The following is a 15,315-nucleotide window of genomic DNA, read 5'->3' as shown; positions in this document are numbered from 1 at the left end:
GCCGTTCCGCCAACGGTTAGCGCGATTCGCGATATCCTGCGCGGGCGATGATGCGATCGATCAGCCGCCGTTCCTCGGATGTCGGGGTCGGCACGATCGCCGCGGGCGGTTCCTGACGACGGCCGAACAAGGGGCGCCGGGGCGGGACGATAGGCGAAAAGCGCATGGGGGCTCGCTTTCTATGTGCAGCGTCGCCCCCCGGCACCGCAAGTGGATCTGGTCCCGCGCACCTTGGTGCAGGCGCATGGTTGCAGTCCGGTAAAGCGGGCTGGTTACTGCTTTCTTTCCGGTACCGTGAAGGTGCCCGTCACGCGCCCGCCGGTGCCGCCCTGTACCGGATTGCCGTCGGGTCCGCGCGCCGCGCCGCGCCCGTCGACCGTCGCGCGGCCGCTGTTGAGGTCGATCACCATGCGCCCGCCGCGCAGCTGGTTGCCGCGCTGGCGCAGCTCGACATTGCCGACCATCGTGATCAGGCGCCGGTCGAGGTCATAGATGGCGACATTGCCCGATGCACGTTCGTCGCCCTTCGTCACCACGACCCCGCCCGTGGCGTCGAGCCGGTTGACGTCGGTGCCGCCCGAGCGCGTATAGGCGACGGTCATCCGCGCCGCGGTCAGCGTCATGCCCGCCTGTGTCACGCGGACATTGCCCGAAATGACGACGCGGTCGGCGCGGTCCTGCACTTCGATGCTGTTCGCGGCGAAATCGACCGGGGCGTTGCTGTTGTGGTTCGCGAGCGCCTGCGCCTGCGCGCGGTCGCCGCCGCCCGACGACAGGATGGCAAGGCTGGTCAGGGCAAAACCTGCCCCCGCGAGCGCCATGCTCTTCATGGTCCAGAGCCGGTTCATTTGAGCACTCCCTGATTGATCCTGAGCCGCGCATTGCCTTCGAGGCGTACGATCCGCTTGTCGAGGTCGGCGGACAGGCGGTTGGCCGAGAAGGGGCCGATGTTGAGCGCGCCGTCCACGCCGCCAGTGCCGAGCAACGTCCGCGTTTTCAGATCGACCGCGACATTGCTTGCATCGATCCGGTATCCGCCCGCGCTCTTGACCTGCACCAGTCCCGGCACCGCGACCTTTTCGGTATCCATATTATAGGCGCTGTCGCGCGCGACGATCGTCGCTGGCCCGTCGTCGAGGCGAATCGCCCCCGACAGGTCGGTCATCCGCACGACCGGCTCGGCCGAACTTTTCTGTACCGCGCTGCCCGCGAGCAGGGCAAAGGGCTGGCCCTTCGCGTCCTGGCCGCGATATTCGGCGCGGGTGACCTTCATCCGTTCGCTCGCCATGTCGACCTTGTCCTTGGCGAGCAGGAAGCTGATTTCGGCGCGCTGGGTGAAGGGCGAGAAGACGAGCACCGCGGCAACGACGCCGATCACCAGCGGCAGGCCGAAGCGCAGGATGCGCACGACCTTGTCGTGGCTCGACCCGCTGGCCGCCCACATGCGGCGCATCGTGCGGTCAAGATCGGCGCGTTCGGACATCGTTCCCTCTCGCGGCCTCAGCTATGCGCGAAAATATCGGTTTCGGGCCAGCCGGCAAGATCGAGCGCGGCGCGCGTCGGCAGGAAATCGAAACAGGCCTGCGCAAGCGCCGTGCGCCCCTCGCGCGCCAGCCGCATGTCGAGAATCTCCTTCATCGCATGCAGGAAGCGCACATCGCTCGCCGCATAGTCGCGCTGCGCATCGGTCAGATCGGCGGCGCCCCAGTCGCTCGACTGCTGCTGCTTCGACACTTCCTGGCCCAGCAGTTCGCGCACCAGCTCCTTGAGGCCGTGGCGGTCGGTATAGGTCCGGATCAGCTTCGAGGCGATCTTGGTGCAATAGACGGGCGCGGTGACGACGCCGAGCGCCTGCTGCAGCGCCGCGATGTCGAACCGCGCAAAATGGAACAGCTTCAATCGGGCGGGGTCGGTCAGGATCGCCTTCAGCACCGGGGCATCATAAGCGCTGCCCGGTTTGAAGCGGACGAGATGCTCGTCGCCCGACCCGTCGCTGATCTGCACGAGGCACAGCCGGTCGCGCAGCGGGTTCAATCCCATGGTCTCGGTGTCGATGGCAACCGCACCCGGGCGCAGCACGCCTTCGGGCAAATCTTCTTCGTGGAAATGGACAGTCATGCGCTTCGCCTTAGGCCAAGCCGCCGTGCCGCTCAATGACTGGTTTTGGTGCCGGTCGCCTGCCCGCCGCGCGCCTGCGGCAAAGCGCATGTTATTCGGCTTCGCGACGTTGAATTTTCTGTTCGCAGAGCGCGTCCATATAGGCTATATATTACGCCGTTAGCGGCACGGGGCGAGTCTGTGCCCATGGTGAACTGCGTCCCCGTCCGGCGCAAGGCGCCGGTCGAATGGGTGATGGACGAACCGAAAGCGACTATTAGACAATGAGTTTCAACAAGGATCGCCGCGGCCAGCGGGGGCGCGGTAAGCGCGACGATTTCGGCAATTTCGACAGCTTTGAACCGGCTCCCTACGGTGGCGACAGCTACGGCGGCGGACGCGGCGGCTTCGGCGACCGCGATCGCGGCGGCTTCGGCGGTGGGGACCGCGGTGGCTTCGGCGGCGGCGATCGCGGCGGCTTCGGCGGCGGCGGCGGCGACCGTGGAGGCTTCGGCGGCGGACGTGGCGGCGGCATGCCGGCACAGGTTGTTGGCGAGGGTCAGGGCACGGTGAAATTCTTCAACGCGTCGAAGGGCTTCGGCTTCGTTGCCCGCGACGACGGCGGCGAAGACGTATTCGTGCACATCAGCGCGGTCGAGCAGGCGGGCCTTCAGGGCCTCGCTTCGGGCCAGCCGCTCGGCTTCACGCTCGTCGAACGCAATGGCAAGGTCTCGGCGATCGATCTGAAGATCGAGGGCGAACCGATGCCGGTCGAAGAATTCGCCCCGCGCCAGCGTGACGATCGCGGCGGCGCCCCCGGCGGCGCGCGTGGCCGTCGCCAGCTGACCGGTGAACGCACCTCGGGCACCGTCAAATTCTTCAACACGACGAAGGGCTTCGGCTTTATCGCGCGTGATGACGGACAGGCCGATGCCTTCGTTCACATCAGCGCGGTGCAGCGCGCCGGCATGGCGGGCCTCGACGAAGGCGACCGCGTCGCATTCGACATCGAAGTCGACGACCGCGGCAAGTTCGCGGCCGTGAACATCCAGCCGCATCAGGACTGATCGGCGGATCCACGATATAGAAAAGGGCGGCTCTCGGGCCGCCCTTTTTTTGTTTCGAATGAAGAATCGCCAACCGAGCCGAAACGACCGATAGAGATTGTGCACCCCGGCGAAAGCCGGGGCCCAGAATTCCGGCATGAACCTAATCGGTTGCAGCCCCGGGCCCCGGCTTTCGCCGGGGTTCACCGGGGGCCGCTCCCAACCCCGAAACCGTGCAAGGGGCCGGAGCGAACCGCCGGCTCAATAACCCAGCGTCGCTTCGAGGAACCAGATACGCTGCTGCGTTTCATCGGCCCAACCGTCGACCAGCCCGCTCGTCGCGATATCGCCATCGGCTTCGGCGGCGGCCTTCACCTCTTTGAGCTGGCCGAGCAAAGTCTTGTTGTCGCCCGCGAGGTTGCGGATCATCGCTTCGGCATCGACGCCCGCGGCATCATCGTCGCGGATCGACGCGCGGCGGCTGACATCGCCGATCGAACGCAGCGTCGGCGCGCCATTCTTGCGCACGCGCTCGGCGATCAGGTCGGTCGTCGCGAAAATCTGCGCCGCCTGCTCGTCGAACAGCAGGTGCAGCTCGCGAAACCGCGGGCCCTGAACGTGCCAGTGATAATTTTTGGTCTTGAGATAGAGCGCAAAGCTGTCGGCGAGCAGCGCGTTCAGCGCATCGGCGACGGCGGGGGCATTGTTGTTCTTGTCGGACATGAGAGCATCCTTTCTGTTGCCCCGATCATGTAGCGCGCCGACACGATATTTTCCCATTGAAGCTTTGGGTGAGTTTCATCGACAAAAACGATGAAACGCAATCCAAAAGGCGATTCAACCGATCAAACCAAACGCGCCGAGCCCGGTGCGGAGGCCCCATAGCGTCAGGATCAGCGCGCTCAGCCAGCGCAGGACGCGCGCCGCGCGCCCTTCGGAAAGCGCCGGCCCAAAGGCCAGAAAGGGCAGCATCGCCAGCGTCCAGCCGACCAGCCCGCCCGCGGCCGCCCATTGCCCCGCGCCGCTCGTCGCGGCGAGCGCGCCGATCAGGAAATGGCTGCGGTCGCCGAACTGGCGCGCCAACATCTGCCCCGCCAGCAGGACGGGCGACATATCGCCGGCTGCCGCGCCGGTATCGGGCTTGCCGCGCCACAGCAGCGCCGCCGCCGCCGACAGCATCGCGAGCGCGACAAGCAGCGCCGCCACCCCCTGCCCGATCATGCGATTGGCGATCGCACCCGCAATCGCCGCGACCAGCGCGTTGAGGATGAAGGCGCCAAAGGCGATCCCGACGGTCACCCGACGGTCGCTGCGCACACTCAGCAGCCGCGACAGGAAAATCCCGCTGCGCCCGTCGGCATTGGCGAGCAGCACCGCCACCAGCGCAAGCATGATTGCATCCATGACGTCGGATTTGAAGGGTCAGGCGGCGGGCGTCAATGGCCGAGCCGCACGGCGACCGACGCCAGCCAGGCTTCCTGCATCGCGGCGGGCAACGCCCCTTGCGGCGCGCCTGCGGCATCGCTCATCGCGTCGAGATAGGTCAGGATCGCAGCGCGATAGCCGCCCCCGGCAACCGCCGATTCCAGATGGCTCGCCAATGTCTCGACCGCGGCAAAGCCATTGTCGCGCGCAAGGCAGCGGATATCGTCGATCCCCTGCACGATCTGTGCGAGCGCGCAATGCGGCAGGGCTTCGGCCAGCGCGCCAACCTGCCCGATGATCCGGCTCTGGATTTCCTGATAATGTTCGGTTTGGGTTTGCATCATCCACCCCCTGTCCTGACGGTGACGATGCGCCTTTATGGTTAACGGGCGGTTAGCGGTGGCCCGGCAGGCCGCCCAGGCCCTGCTTGCTGCGATACATGTCGCGATCGGCGGCCGCCAATATGTCCGATTCGGTCATCCCGGTCTGCAGCATCGCGATGCCGAAACAGGCCGACAGCGCAATCTCGTGCCCGTCATATTCGGCGGGCGCGGCGGCAAGCACCTCGCACAATCGGTCGACCTGCGCCCGCGCGCCGGCTTCGTTCGACTGGTCGAGGATCAGGCCGAATTCGTCGCCGCCGATGCGCGCCGCGACATCGGTCGCGCGGATCGACGCGGCGAGCCGCTTGGCGATTTCCATCAGCGCGAAGTCGCCCGCGGCATGGCCGAAATTGTCGTTGATATATTTGAGCTGGTTCACGTCGATGAAGACGACGGCGGCGCGCTCGGCATGGCGCTCGAACCGCGCCATCCGGTGATGGATCGCGGTCAGGAAATAACGCCGGTTGAACAGCGGGGTCAGCGTGTCGCGTTCGGACACGCGCTCGAGCTCGGCGACGGCGATCTTCAATACGCGGTTTTCGCGGCGCAAGGCGTCGCGTTCCCGGCGTATCTCGCGCAGCTGGTCCTCGATGGAGTCAACGGAAACGGTGCCGAACTGGTCGACCGCGATCCGTGCCCCCCCTACGCTGTCCATTCAACGTCCCCGAAGCGAACCCATGGTCCCCGGCCCCATGCCGGTGGATATTGTCGGGCGACCCTAGCCGCGACTTGATACCAATCGGTAAACGCGAACCGCATAATTGGCGCCGTTGCCCGCAGGGAACACAGTCGCTAGGGGAAAGGCGGCGGCGATTCATTGCCGCCCGCAGGAGGGATGGGTGATGGGCGACAGTGCGCCGCAAGTCGGTGTGATCATGGGCAGCCAGTCGGACTGGCCGACGATGGTGCACGCGGTCCAGATCCTCGAAGAATTCGGCATCGCGCACGAAGTGCAGATCGTCTCGGCGCATCGCACCCCCGACCGCCTTGTCGGCTATGCCAAAAGCGCGGCCGATCGCGGGCTGAAAGCGATCATCGCGGGTGCCGGCGGCGCCGCGCATTTGCCCGGCATGGTCGCATCGATGACGCGCGTTCCGGTGCTTGGCGTGCCCGTCCAGTCGGCGGCGCTGAGCGGCGTCGACAGCCTCTATTCGATCGTCCAGATGCCCGGCGGCGTTCCCGTCGCGACCTTTGCGATCGGCAAGGCGGGCGCGACGAACGCCGGCCTCTTCGCCGCGGCGCTGCTCGCGAATAATGATGCCGATCTGGCACAAAAACTCGATGCGTGGCGCGAGGCGCAAACGAATAGCGTCGCCCCCACCCCCGTGCGCGAGGGCTGACCGCCTTGCTGGCACCGGGTTCGACGATCGGCATTCTCGGCGGCGGCCAGCTCGGCCGGATGCTCGCGGTCGCGGCCGCACAGCTCGGCTACAAGGTCCACATCTATGCCCCCGACGCCGAAAGCGTCGCGGCCGAAGTCACCGCGCACCACAGCCAGGCGGCATGGGACGACGAACCGCGCCTCGCCGCCTTTGCCGCGGCGTGCGACGTCGTCACCTATGAATTCGAAAATGTGCCGGTCGACACGGTGCGCTTCCTGTCGGGCCATGTCGCGGTCCGCCCCGGCGTCGCGGGGCTGAAGATCGCGCAGGACCGGCTCGAGGAAAAGAATTTCGTCGCCGGCCTCGGCGGACGCCCCGCCCCTTTCGCCGCGGCGCCCGACCGCGCCGCGCTCGATACCGCGCTGGCCGACATCGGCGCGCCCGCGATCCTCAAGACGGTGCGCATGGGCTATGACGGCAAGGGGCAGGCGCGCATCATGACGCCCGCCGACGCCGACGCCGCATGGGACGGGATCGACCGCCATGCCGCGGTTCTCGAGGGTTTCGTCACCTTCGAACATGAATTTTCGGTGATCCTCGTGCGCGGGATCGACGGCGAAGTCCGTTTCTGGGATTCGTCGGTCAACGTCCATGAAGGCGGGATCCTTGCCACCTCCAGCCTGCCGCCGCCGCAGATCGTCGCCGACCAACAGGCCGAAGCGCGCGAACTGATGACGCGCATCGCCGCCGAGCTCGACTATGTCGGCGTGCTCACCGGCGAATTTTTCGCCACCGAAGCCGGCCCGGTGTTCAACGAGATGGCGCCGCGCGTCCACAACAGCGGCCACTGGACGATCGAGGGCGCGGCCCAAAGCCAGTTCGAAAATCATATCCGCGCCGTCGCGGGCCTGCCGCTCGGCAGCACCGCGACGCGCGCCTTGCCCGTCACGATGCGCAACCTGATCGGCGCCGACATCGCGGACATCCCCGCGCTGCTCGCCGACGAAAACTGCCACGTCCATCATTACAGCAAGACCGAGGTGCGCGAGGGGCGCAAACTCGGCCACGCCACATGGGTTGGAGCCTCTCCCGCATGAATCGACCCGAGATTACGCTGATCCTTGCCCGTGCAGCCAATGGCGTGATCGGGGCGAACGGCAAGATGGCGTGGCACCTGCCCGCCGACCTCCGCCGTTTCAAGCAGCTCACCATGGGCCGCCCGATGATCATGGGGCGCAAGACCTTCGACAGCCTGCCTGCGGTGCTCGAAGGCCGTCGCCATATCGTCATCACGCGCGATCCCGACTGGCAGGACGAAGGCGCCGAGCCGGTCGGCACGATCGAGGAAGCGCTGCGGCTCGCCAATGCACCGCATGTCATGGTGATCGGCGGCGCCGAAATCTATCGCCTCTTCCTGCCGCTCGCCGACCGGATCGAGCTCACCGAAGTCGCGCTCGAACCAAAGGGCGACGCACTCATCGACTATCCCGCCGCCGCCGAGTGGCACGAGATCCTGCGCGAGGATCATCCCGCCGACGACGCCGGCCGCCCCGCCTACAGCTTCGTCACGCTGACAAGGAAATAGGCCGATGCGCCGCTGGATCCTGAGCATCCTCATCCTGATCGCGCTCGCCGCGGCCGCCTTTTTCACGCTCGCGCCCGGCATGATCGAAAAGGATCTCAACAAGATCGACGGCAAGCCGCTCCCCGCGATCGGCGCGCGTGCAGAGGCGCTGCACAAGACGCTGACGATCGTCGACCTGCACAGCGACAGCCTGCTCTGGAGCCGCGACTTCCTCGATCGCGCCGACCGCGGCCATATGGACCTGCCGCGGCTCGAGGAGGGCCATGTCGCGCTGCAGATCCTCGCGAGCACGACCAAGTCGCCCAAGGGGCAGAATTACGACGCCAACAGCGGCGACACCGACAATATCACCAGCCTCGTGATTGCGCAGCTCCAGCCGATCCGCACGTGGAACTCGCTGCTCGAACGCTCGCTCTGGCACGCCGAAAAGCTGCACCGCGCGGTCGCCGCATCGGCGGGCAAGCTGGACGCCGTCGCCGCGCCCGAAGATATCGACAAATTGCTCGCCGGACGACGCAGCAAGGTCCCGCCCGTCGGCGCACTGCTCAGCATCGAGGGGCTGCACGTCCTCGAGGGCAAGCTCGCCAATCTCGACAAGCTCTATGCCGCGGGCTTCCGCATGGCGGGGCTCACCCACTTCTTCGACAATGATCTCGCGGGGTCGATGCACGGGATGAAAAAGGGCGGGCTCACCCGGCTCGGGCGGCAGGTCGTCGCCGACATGGAAGCCAGGGGCATGATCGTCGACATCGCCCATTGCTCCAGCGCCTGCGTCGCCGATATCCTCAAAATGGCGCGCCGCCCCGTCGTCTCCAGCCACGGCGGCGTGCAGGCGACGTGCAAGGTCAACCGCAACCTCAGCGACGAACAGATCCGGGGTGTCGCCGCGACCGGCGGCCTCATCGGCATCGGCTATTGGGACGCCGCGGTGTGCGACACTTCGCCCGCGAGCATCGCGAAGGCGATGAAGCATGTCCGCGACCTCGTCGGCATCCAGTATGTCGCGCTCGGCAGCGACTATGACGGCGCCACCACGGTGCGCTTCGACACCTCGAAGCTCGTGCAGGTAACGCAGGCGCTGATCGATGCGGGCTTCAGCGACGACGAAATCCGCGCCGTCATGGGCGGCAACGCGATCCGCGTGCTCCGGGCGGGGCTCGTCCCGCTGACCCCGCCCGCCCCATGATCCGCCTCGACGGCCATCGACGCATCGAAGGTAACTTGCGCGGCGGGGTGATCGCGCTCGGCAATTTCGACGGTTTCCATGCGGGGCATCAGGCGGTGGTCGGCCGCGCGGTGCGCCATGCGAAAGATGAGGGCCGCCCCGCGATCGTCGCGACCTTCGACCCGCATCCGGTGCGCTTCTTCAAACCCGACGTCCCGCCCTTCCGCCTGACCACGCTCGCCCAGCGGCAGGAATTGTTCGCCGCGGCGGGCGCCGACGCGATGCTCGTCCTGCCCTTCGACGCCGCGCTCGCCGCGACGACCGCCGAGGATTTCATCACCGAACTGCTGCTCGGTCGCTATGGCGCCGCCGGCGTCGTCACCGGCGCCGATTTCGTCTTCGGCAAGGGCCGCGGCGGCGACGTCGTTACCCTCGCCGATCATGCCCGCCGCCTCGGCTTCTTCACCGAAATGGTCGCCCCCGTCGACGATAGCGCGGAAGTGATCTCGTCGAGCCGCATCCGCGAAGCGCTGCAGGCCGGCGACTGCGCCGCCGCGACGCGCCTCCTCACCCGCCCTTTCACCGTGCGCAATGTCGTGCAGCACGGCGACAAGAACGGCCGCCTGCTCGGCTTCCCGACCGCCAATCTGGAGATGGGCCAATATCTCCGCCCGCGCTACGGCATCTATGCCGTGACCGGGAAACTCCCCGACGGCCGCGTGCTCAAGGGCGCGGCGAACATCGGCATCCGCCCCAGCTTCGATCCGCCGAAGGAATTGCTCGAACCGCATTTCTTCGACTTCGCCGAGGACCTTTACGGGCAGGAAATCGATGTCGCCTTCCACGCCTTCATCCGGCCCGAGGCGAAGTTCGACGATATGGACGCGCTGATGGCGCAGATCGCGGCCGATTGCGATGCGGCGAAGCGACTGTTGGCTGACGTTTGATTGTCACCCCGGACTTGATCCGGGGTCCAGACGAGGGCGGGGTATGGATGCCGGATCAAGTCCGGCATGACGAATTGGGGGGCATATGACCGACAACGACGACTGGGCATCGGCCCTCGAAGGCCCGCCCAAAAAGCCGATGAAGCGCCGCACGAAGATCCTCCTCTGGCTCTTCGCCGCGCTCGTCGCCTGGTTCACCCTGTCGAACGCCAGCTTCCTCGCCCCCGATCCCGAAGGCAAGCCCAAGCTGATTGCGCATCGCGGCGTCTATCATCTCTACGACAAGCGCGCCGCGGTCGGCCGCGACACCTGCACCGCCGCGCACGCACTGCCGCCCAGTCATGAGGTGTTCGAGAATACCCCCGAATCGATGCGCTGGGCGGTCGGGCTCGGCGCGAACATGGTCGAGGTCGACGTCGCCCCGACGAAGGACGGCCGCATGGTCCTCTTCCACGACTGGACCGTCGACTGCCGCACCAACGGCAAAGGCGAGACGCGCGACCTGACGCTCGCAGAGCTCAAGGCGCTCGATATCGGCTATGGCTATACCGCCGACGGCGGGCAGAGCTTCCCGCTGCGCGGCAAGGGCGTGGGCAAGATGCCGACTGTCGAAGAAGGTCTCGCCGCGCTTCCCGTCCACCCGATCCTCTTCAACTTCAAATCGAACGACGCCGCCGAGGCCGACCAGCTTTTCGCGATCCTCAAAGCATCGGGCCGCGACAGCGCCAAACTCGGCGATGCCTTTTACGGCGGCGAACGCCCCGTGAAGCGGATGCGCGAACTGCTCCCCGCCAACTGGTCGTTCGACCTCAAGACCGGCGGCAAGGCCTGCACCAGGGATTATGTCAAATGGGGCTGGACCGGCATCATCCCCGAAAGCTGCCGGAACGGCGTGATCGTCATCCCGATCAACTATCAATGGGCTTTCTGGGGCTGGCCCGACCGGCTGATCGCGCGCATGGACAGCGTCGGCGCGCGGGTCATCGTGCTTGGGCCCTATGAAAGCGGCAAGTCGAACGAAGGCCTGACGACACCGCAGCAACTCGCCAAAGTACCTGCCAGCTTCAACGGCTATATCTGGGTCGAGGATATCCGCGAAGTCGGCCCCGCGCTCCGACCGCGGCAGAAGTAGCCTTACAAATTCCGTTCGTGTCGAGCGAAGTCGAGACACCCCGAAGGCGTGCACGCCCGATGGGCATCTCGACTTCGCTCGATGCGAACGGGAATTGAAGACGACGGTGGTTTGCTCCCGCCCGAATCTGCGCTAAGCGCCGCCACCATGACCGAGAGCACGCCCGCCGCCGAACAGCGCGATTATCGCGACACCGTCTTCCTGCCCAAGACCGACTTTCCGATGAAGGCCGGCCTGCCGCAGAAGGAGCCGCTGATTCTGGCGAAATGGATCGAGGGCAATCTGGAAGGGCAGATTCGCGAAGCGCGCCGCGGCCGCGAGCAGTTCGTCCTCCACGACGGCCCGCCTTACGCCAATGGCGACATGCACATCGGCCATGCGCTCAACCATATCCTGAAGGACATGGTCGTCCGCACCCAGACGCTGAAGGGCAAGGATTCGCCCTACGTCCCCGGCTGGGACTGCCACGGCCTGCCGATCGAGTGGAAGGTCGAGGAGCAGTATCGCAAGAAAAAGCTGAACAAGGACGAGGTTCCGGTCGAGGAATTCCGCGCCGAATGCCGCGCCTATGCGCAGCATTGGGTCGACACCCAGCGCGAGCAGCTGAAGCGCCTCGGCATCGGCGGCGACTGGGACCATCCGTACCTGACGATGGATTATGAGGCCGAGGCCACCATCGTGCGCGAACTGCTGAAGTTCGCCGCGAACGACATGCTCTATCGCGGCGCCAAGCCGGTGATGTGGTCGCCGGTCGAAAAGACCGCGCTCGCCGAGGCCGAGGTCGAATATGAGGATATCGTCTCGACCCAGATCGACGTGGCGTTCGAAATCGTGGAGAGCCCGAACAGCCCGTGGCTGGTCGGCAAATCAGCCGTCATCTGGACAACCACTCCTTGGACGATCCCGGTCAATCAGGCTTTGGCCTATGGCTCCGACGTCGACTATGTCGAAGTAATGGTCGATTTCGATACCACGCCGCCCGAGGGCGAAACTGATTTCAACGCCATCGCCCGTGCGCTCCCCGTGTTGGACCGATTGGATGGCGGTGGCTTTATTGTTGCTAAGGAGCTCACTGGGGCATTCGAGCAGCGTCTTTGCAATACAATCGCTTCGCTTGCAGGGGAGGCAACGAACTACGAAGTCTCGTTCCGTCACTCCGAGCCGTTCAAAGGCTCCGACCTCGCCGGCACCGTCGCCCGTCACCCGATGCACCATCTCGGCGGCTTCTTCGCGCGCCCGCGCCCCTTCCTCGCCGGCGATTTCGTCACCACCGACAGCGGTACCGGGCTCGTCCATATGTCGCCCGACCATGGCGAGGATGATTTCGACCTCTGCAAGGCGAACGGGCTCGACCCCGTCTTCGCGGTCGAGGGCGACGGCAAATATCGCGAAGACTGGGCATGGCTCGGCGGTCAGGGATCGGTGATCAACCCCAAGTTCAACGCCCCCGACGGCCCGATCTGTTCGGACCTGCGCGACGCCGGCGCGCTGCTCGCGGCATCGGCCGATTACAAGCACAGCTATCCGCACAGCTGGCGCTCGAAAGCCAAGGTCATCTATCGCTGCACCCCGCAATGGTTCGTGCCGATGGACAAGGTGATGACGCACATCGAGCCCAAGACCCCGCGCGAAAAGCGCTGGGAGAATGAGGGCGGCGCGATCAACCCGCACGAAGAGGATCTCTGCGACGCCCCGACCTTGCGGCAGGCAGCAATGCAGGCGATCGCCGACACGCGCTTCGTCCCCGCCAAGGGCCGCAACCGCATCGGATCGATGGTCGAGGGACGCCCCGACTGGGTGCTGAGCCGCCAGCGCGCGTGGGGCGTGCCGATCACGCTCTTCGTCGACCGCAAGACCGGACACTATCTGAACGACCCGATCGTCAACGACCGCATCGTCGCGGCCGTCCGCGAGGGCGGCGTCGACGCGTGGAACGACGCGCGCGCTCAGGAATATCTCGGGCCGGACTATGACGCCGCCAACTACGAGCGCATCACCGACATTCTCGACGTCTGGTTCGATTCGGGCTGCACGCACGCCTTCGTGCTCGAAAGCGGCAAATGGCCGCATCTCGTCCGCCACGATGGCTCGACGCACAGCGCCGACCTCTATCTCGAAGGCAGCGACCAGCATCGCGGCTGGTTCCAGTCGTCGCTGCTCGAAAGCTGCGGCACACGCGGGCAGGCGCCTTACAAGGCGGTGCTGACGCACGGCTTCACGATGGACGCCAAGGGCTTCAAAATGTCGAAGTCGCTGGGCAACACGATCAGCCCGATCGACCTGATGCGCGACTATGGCGCCGACATCCTCCGCCTGTGGGCGCTATCGGTCGATTTCACCGAGGACCACCGCATCGGCAAGGAGATCCTGACCGGCGTCGCCGACCAGTATCGCAAGCTCAGGAACACCTTCCGCTACCTCTTGGGCGCGCTCGACGGGTTCAGCGAGGAAGAGCGCATCACCGACGTTTCGGCGATGCCCGAGCTCGAACGTTACATGCTCTCGCTGCTCGCCGATCTCGACGCGAAGATGGCGCAGGCGGTCGATGACTTCGACTATAACAGCTACACGCGCCTGCTCGCCGATTTCTGCAACGAGGACCTCTCGGCCTTCTATTTCGACATCCGCAAGGACGTCCTCTACTGCGACCTCGGCCCCGCCGCGCCGCTCGGCACCGACACGCGCCGCGCGTACCGCAGCGTGCTCGATGTGCTGTTCCACGCACTCGTCCGCTACGCCGCGCCGGTGCTGGTGTTCACGAGCGAAGAGGTCTGGGGCACGCGCTATCCCGATGCGGGCAGCGTCCACCTGCTGGAGTGGCCAAATCTCGACAATGTAAAGGCACAACACGTCGGCAATCTATTAAACCGGTGGTCTGCAATCCGTAGTCTCAGGTCCAAGATTTCGGAAGAAATCGAGCCGCTCCGTCGAGAAAAGAAGATCCGCTCCAGCCTGGAAGCACAGGTTTGGATTCACTCTGCAACTCCCGGCTTGGAATGGATTTCGAACGAGGCGCTCGAAGAGGTGCTGATCTCTTCGACCGTGACGACAAGCGGCGAGGCTCGTGGACATTCGATGGAAATTGCCCCTACCGAAAACCACAAATGCGGCCGCTGCTGGCGCCACCTGCCCGAAGTCACCGAGGACGGCGCCTTGTGCAATCGCTGCGACACGGTATTGACCGCGGCATGAGCAGAACCCGTTCCCCCTATCTGCGCTTCGGCCTGATCTTCGCCGCGGTCGCCTTCGTCCTCGACCAGATCACCAAATGGATCGTCACCGTGCCCTTGTCGCTCGAACCCAAGGGGCAGATCGAGATCACGGGCTTTTTCAACCTGACCTGGGCTGAAAATTGCGGGATTTCGCTGTCGATGTTCGCCAGCTGCACCGACACGACGCGCTGGACGCTCGTCGCGGTGACGGGGATCGTCGCTGCTGCGGTCGCTTTCTGGATGACGCGCGAACAGGCGAAGGGCGACGTGATCGCGCTGGCGATGATCCTCGGCGGCGCGCTCGGCAATATCGTCGACCGCGTGCGCTTCGGCTATGTCGTCGACTTCGCCGACCTGCATTTCGGCGATTTCCGCCCCTTCATGATCTTCAACGTCGCCGATGCGTGCATCACGCTCGGTGTGCTTTTGCTGGTTGCGCGCGCGCTGCTCTTGGGCGAAAAGGCCGCGAACACGGACGGCAAGCTGTCCGCCGACTAACGGGGCGCATTGGGAGTATAGTAAAGTGAACCGGACCACCGCCATCCTGGCAGCCTCGATTCTTGCCACCACCCTGTCGGCCTGCGGGTCGAACAGCCTGTTCAGCCGCGACCGTCCCGACGAGATGATGGTGTCGCGTCAGGCACCGCTCGTCGTGCCGCCCGACTATTCGCTGACCCCGCCCGCGCCCGGATCGGTCCGCCCCGGCGGCGAATCGACCGCGGAGCAGACGCTGCGCGCGCTGTTCGGCGGCCCCGCCCCGCGCAGCCCCAACGAAACCGCGGTGATCAGCAGCGCCGACGGCCAGCGCGCCGACCCCGGCATCCGCAGCCAGGTCGGCAGCCCCGACACGCAGGTCGTCGACAAGGGCCTCGTTACCCGCGACATCCTCGCCGCCCCCGAAGGCGACGGCCGCGAAGCGTCGGCCGCGATCCCCACGGGCTAAGCCTTCCCAAAAAGGCAACGGAATCGGGCGGCTTCGGCCGCCCTTTTTCATGCCCGGC

General features: G+C 65.8%; 18 protein-coding genes. 10 read left to right on the top strand and 8 right to left on the bottom strand.

From position 1 onward, the window contains the following. Positions 1 to 16: 16 nt before the first annotated feature. The 4 genes from VGU00_RS19490 to VGU00_RS19475 all read right to left on the bottom strand — a co-directional run bounded on the left by VGU00_RS19490 (position 17) and on the right by VGU00_RS19475 (position 2,118). Positions 17 to 166 (bottom strand): hypothetical protein, encoded by a 150-nt coding sequence (locus VGU00_RS19490; RefSeq protein ID WP_327471518.1) that lies wholly within the window; start codon positions 164 to 166, stop codon positions 17 to 19. A gap of 106 nt (positions 167 to 272) precedes the next feature. After that, positions 273 to 848 (bottom strand): LptA/OstA family protein, encoded by a 576-nt coding sequence (locus VGU00_RS19485; RefSeq protein ID WP_327471516.1) that lies wholly within the window; start codon positions 846 to 848, stop codon positions 273 to 275. Continuing rightward, complete coding sequence (locus tag VGU00_RS19480; RefSeq protein WP_327471514.1) at positions 845 to 1,483, bottom strand: LPS export ABC transporter periplasmic protein LptC; 639 nt, start codon at positions 1,481 to 1,483, stop codon at positions 845 to 847. Before VGU00_RS19480 ends, VGU00_RS19485 begins: the two co-directional genes overlap by 4 nt. A 17-nt stretch (positions 1,484 to 1,500) precedes the next feature. Then, on the bottom strand, positions 1,501 to 2,118 hold the full coding sequence (locus tag VGU00_RS19475; protein WP_327471512.1) for a ribonuclease D: 618 nt from the start codon (positions 2,116 to 2,118) through the stop codon (positions 1,501 to 1,503). Between the two features lie 263 nt (positions 2,119 to 2,381). Between VGU00_RS19475 and VGU00_RS19470 the strand changes: the two genes are divergently transcribed. Further along, a complete protein-coding gene (locus VGU00_RS19470) occupies positions 2,382 to 3,164 on the top strand; it encodes a cold-shock protein (protein WP_327471510.1) in 783 nt (260 codons plus the stop codon). A gap of 240 nt (positions 3,165 to 3,404) precedes the next feature. On the opposite strand, the gene VGU00_RS19465 is transcribed toward VGU00_RS19470, so the two are convergent. The 4 genes from VGU00_RS19465 to VGU00_RS19450 all read right to left on the bottom strand — a co-directional run bounded on the left by VGU00_RS19465 (position 3,405) and on the right by VGU00_RS19450 (position 5,606). Further along, complete coding sequence (locus tag VGU00_RS19465) at positions 3,405 to 3,866, bottom strand: DNA starvation/stationary phase protection protein (RefSeq protein WP_327471508.1); 462 nt, start codon at positions 3,864 to 3,866, stop codon at positions 3,405 to 3,407. A 114-nt stretch (positions 3,867 to 3,980) separates the two neighbouring features. Continuing rightward, positions 3,981 to 4,547, bottom strand: a complete 567-nt coding sequence (locus tag VGU00_RS19460) for a hypothetical protein (RefSeq protein ID WP_327471506.1) — start codon at positions 4,545 to 4,547, stop codon at positions 3,981 to 3,983. Positions 4,548 to 4,579: 32 nt separating this feature from the next. Continuing rightward, on the bottom strand, positions 4,580 to 4,912 hold the full coding sequence (locus VGU00_RS19455) for a hypothetical protein (RefSeq protein WP_327471504.1): 333 nt from the start codon (positions 4,910 to 4,912) through the stop codon (positions 4,580 to 4,582). A 49-nt stretch (positions 4,913 to 4,961) separates the two neighbouring features. Then, the gene (locus VGU00_RS19450; protein ID WP_327471502.1) at positions 4,962 to 5,606 is read right to left on the bottom strand and encodes a GGDEF domain-containing protein; all 645 of its coding nucleotides are present in this window, start codon (positions 5,604 to 5,606) and stop codon (positions 4,962 to 4,964) included. Between the two features lie 187 nt (positions 5,607 to 5,793). Between VGU00_RS19450 and purE the strand changes: the two genes are divergently transcribed. The 9 genes from purE to VGU00_RS19405 all read left to right on the top strand — a co-directional run bounded on the left by purE (position 5,794) and on the right by VGU00_RS19405 (position 15,257). Then, positions 5,794 to 6,291 (top strand): 5-(carboxyamino)imidazole ribonucleotide mutase, encoded by a 498-nt coding sequence (gene purE / locus VGU00_RS19445; protein ID WP_327471774.1) that lies wholly within the window; start codon positions 5,794 to 5,796, stop codon positions 6,289 to 6,291. A 5-nt stretch (positions 6,292 to 6,296) separates the two neighbouring features. After that, positions 6,297 to 7,370, top strand: coding sequence for a 5-(carboxyamino)imidazole ribonucleotide synthase (locus VGU00_RS19440; protein WP_327471501.1), 1,074 nt, complete (start codon positions 6,297 to 6,299; stop codon positions 7,368 to 7,370). Next, positions 7,367 to 7,858, top strand: coding sequence for a dihydrofolate reductase (locus tag VGU00_RS19435; protein WP_327471499.1), 492 nt, complete (start codon positions 7,367 to 7,369; stop codon positions 7,856 to 7,858). Before VGU00_RS19440 ends, VGU00_RS19435 begins: the two co-directional genes overlap by 4 nt. Positions 7,859 to 7,862: 4 nt before the next feature. After that, positions 7,863 to 9,044, top strand: coding sequence for a dipeptidase (locus VGU00_RS19430; RefSeq protein ID WP_327471497.1), 1,182 nt, complete (start codon positions 7,863 to 7,865; stop codon positions 9,042 to 9,044). Next, a complete protein-coding gene (locus VGU00_RS19425) occupies positions 9,041 to 9,970 on the top strand; it encodes a bifunctional riboflavin kinase/FAD synthetase (protein WP_327471495.1) in 930 nt (309 codons plus the stop codon). Before VGU00_RS19430 ends, VGU00_RS19425 begins: the two co-directional genes overlap by 4 nt. Before the next feature lie 85 nt (positions 9,971 to 10,055). Continuing rightward, positions 10,056 to 11,102, top strand: a complete 1,047-nt coding sequence (locus VGU00_RS19420; protein ID WP_327471493.1) for a glycerophosphodiester phosphodiesterase family protein — start codon at positions 10,056 to 10,058, stop codon at positions 11,100 to 11,102. Between the two features lie 147 nt (positions 11,103 to 11,249). Further along, positions 11,250 to 14,294 carry an isoleucine--tRNA ligase gene (locus VGU00_RS19415; protein ID WP_327471491.1) on the top strand — a complete coding sequence of 1,015 codons (3,045 nt, stop codon included), beginning with the start codon at positions 11,250 to 11,252 and terminating at the stop codon, positions 14,292 to 14,294. Further along, positions 14,291 to 14,812: a signal peptidase II gene (gene lspA / locus VGU00_RS19410; RefSeq protein WP_327471489.1), complete on the top strand. Its 522-nt coding sequence runs from the start codon at positions 14,291 to 14,293 to the stop codon at positions 14,810 to 14,812. The genes VGU00_RS19415 and lspA overlap by 4 nt, the downstream gene beginning before the upstream one ends. 25 nt (positions 14,813 to 14,837) lie before the next feature. Beyond that, the gene (locus VGU00_RS19405) at positions 14,838 to 15,257 is read left to right on the top strand and encodes a DUF3035 domain-containing protein (RefSeq protein WP_327471487.1); all 420 of its coding nucleotides are present in this window, start codon (positions 14,838 to 14,840) and stop codon (positions 15,255 to 15,257) included. Positions 15,258 to 15,315: the final 58 nt, after the last annotated feature.

Source organism: Sphingopyxis sp., assembly GCF_035944815.1.
GTDB lineage: Bacteria > Pseudomonadota > Alphaproteobacteria > Sphingomonadales > Sphingomonadaceae > Sphingopyxis.
Note: the sequence above shows the minus strand (reverse complement) of the source record. Positions and strands in the feature narration are given on the sequence as shown.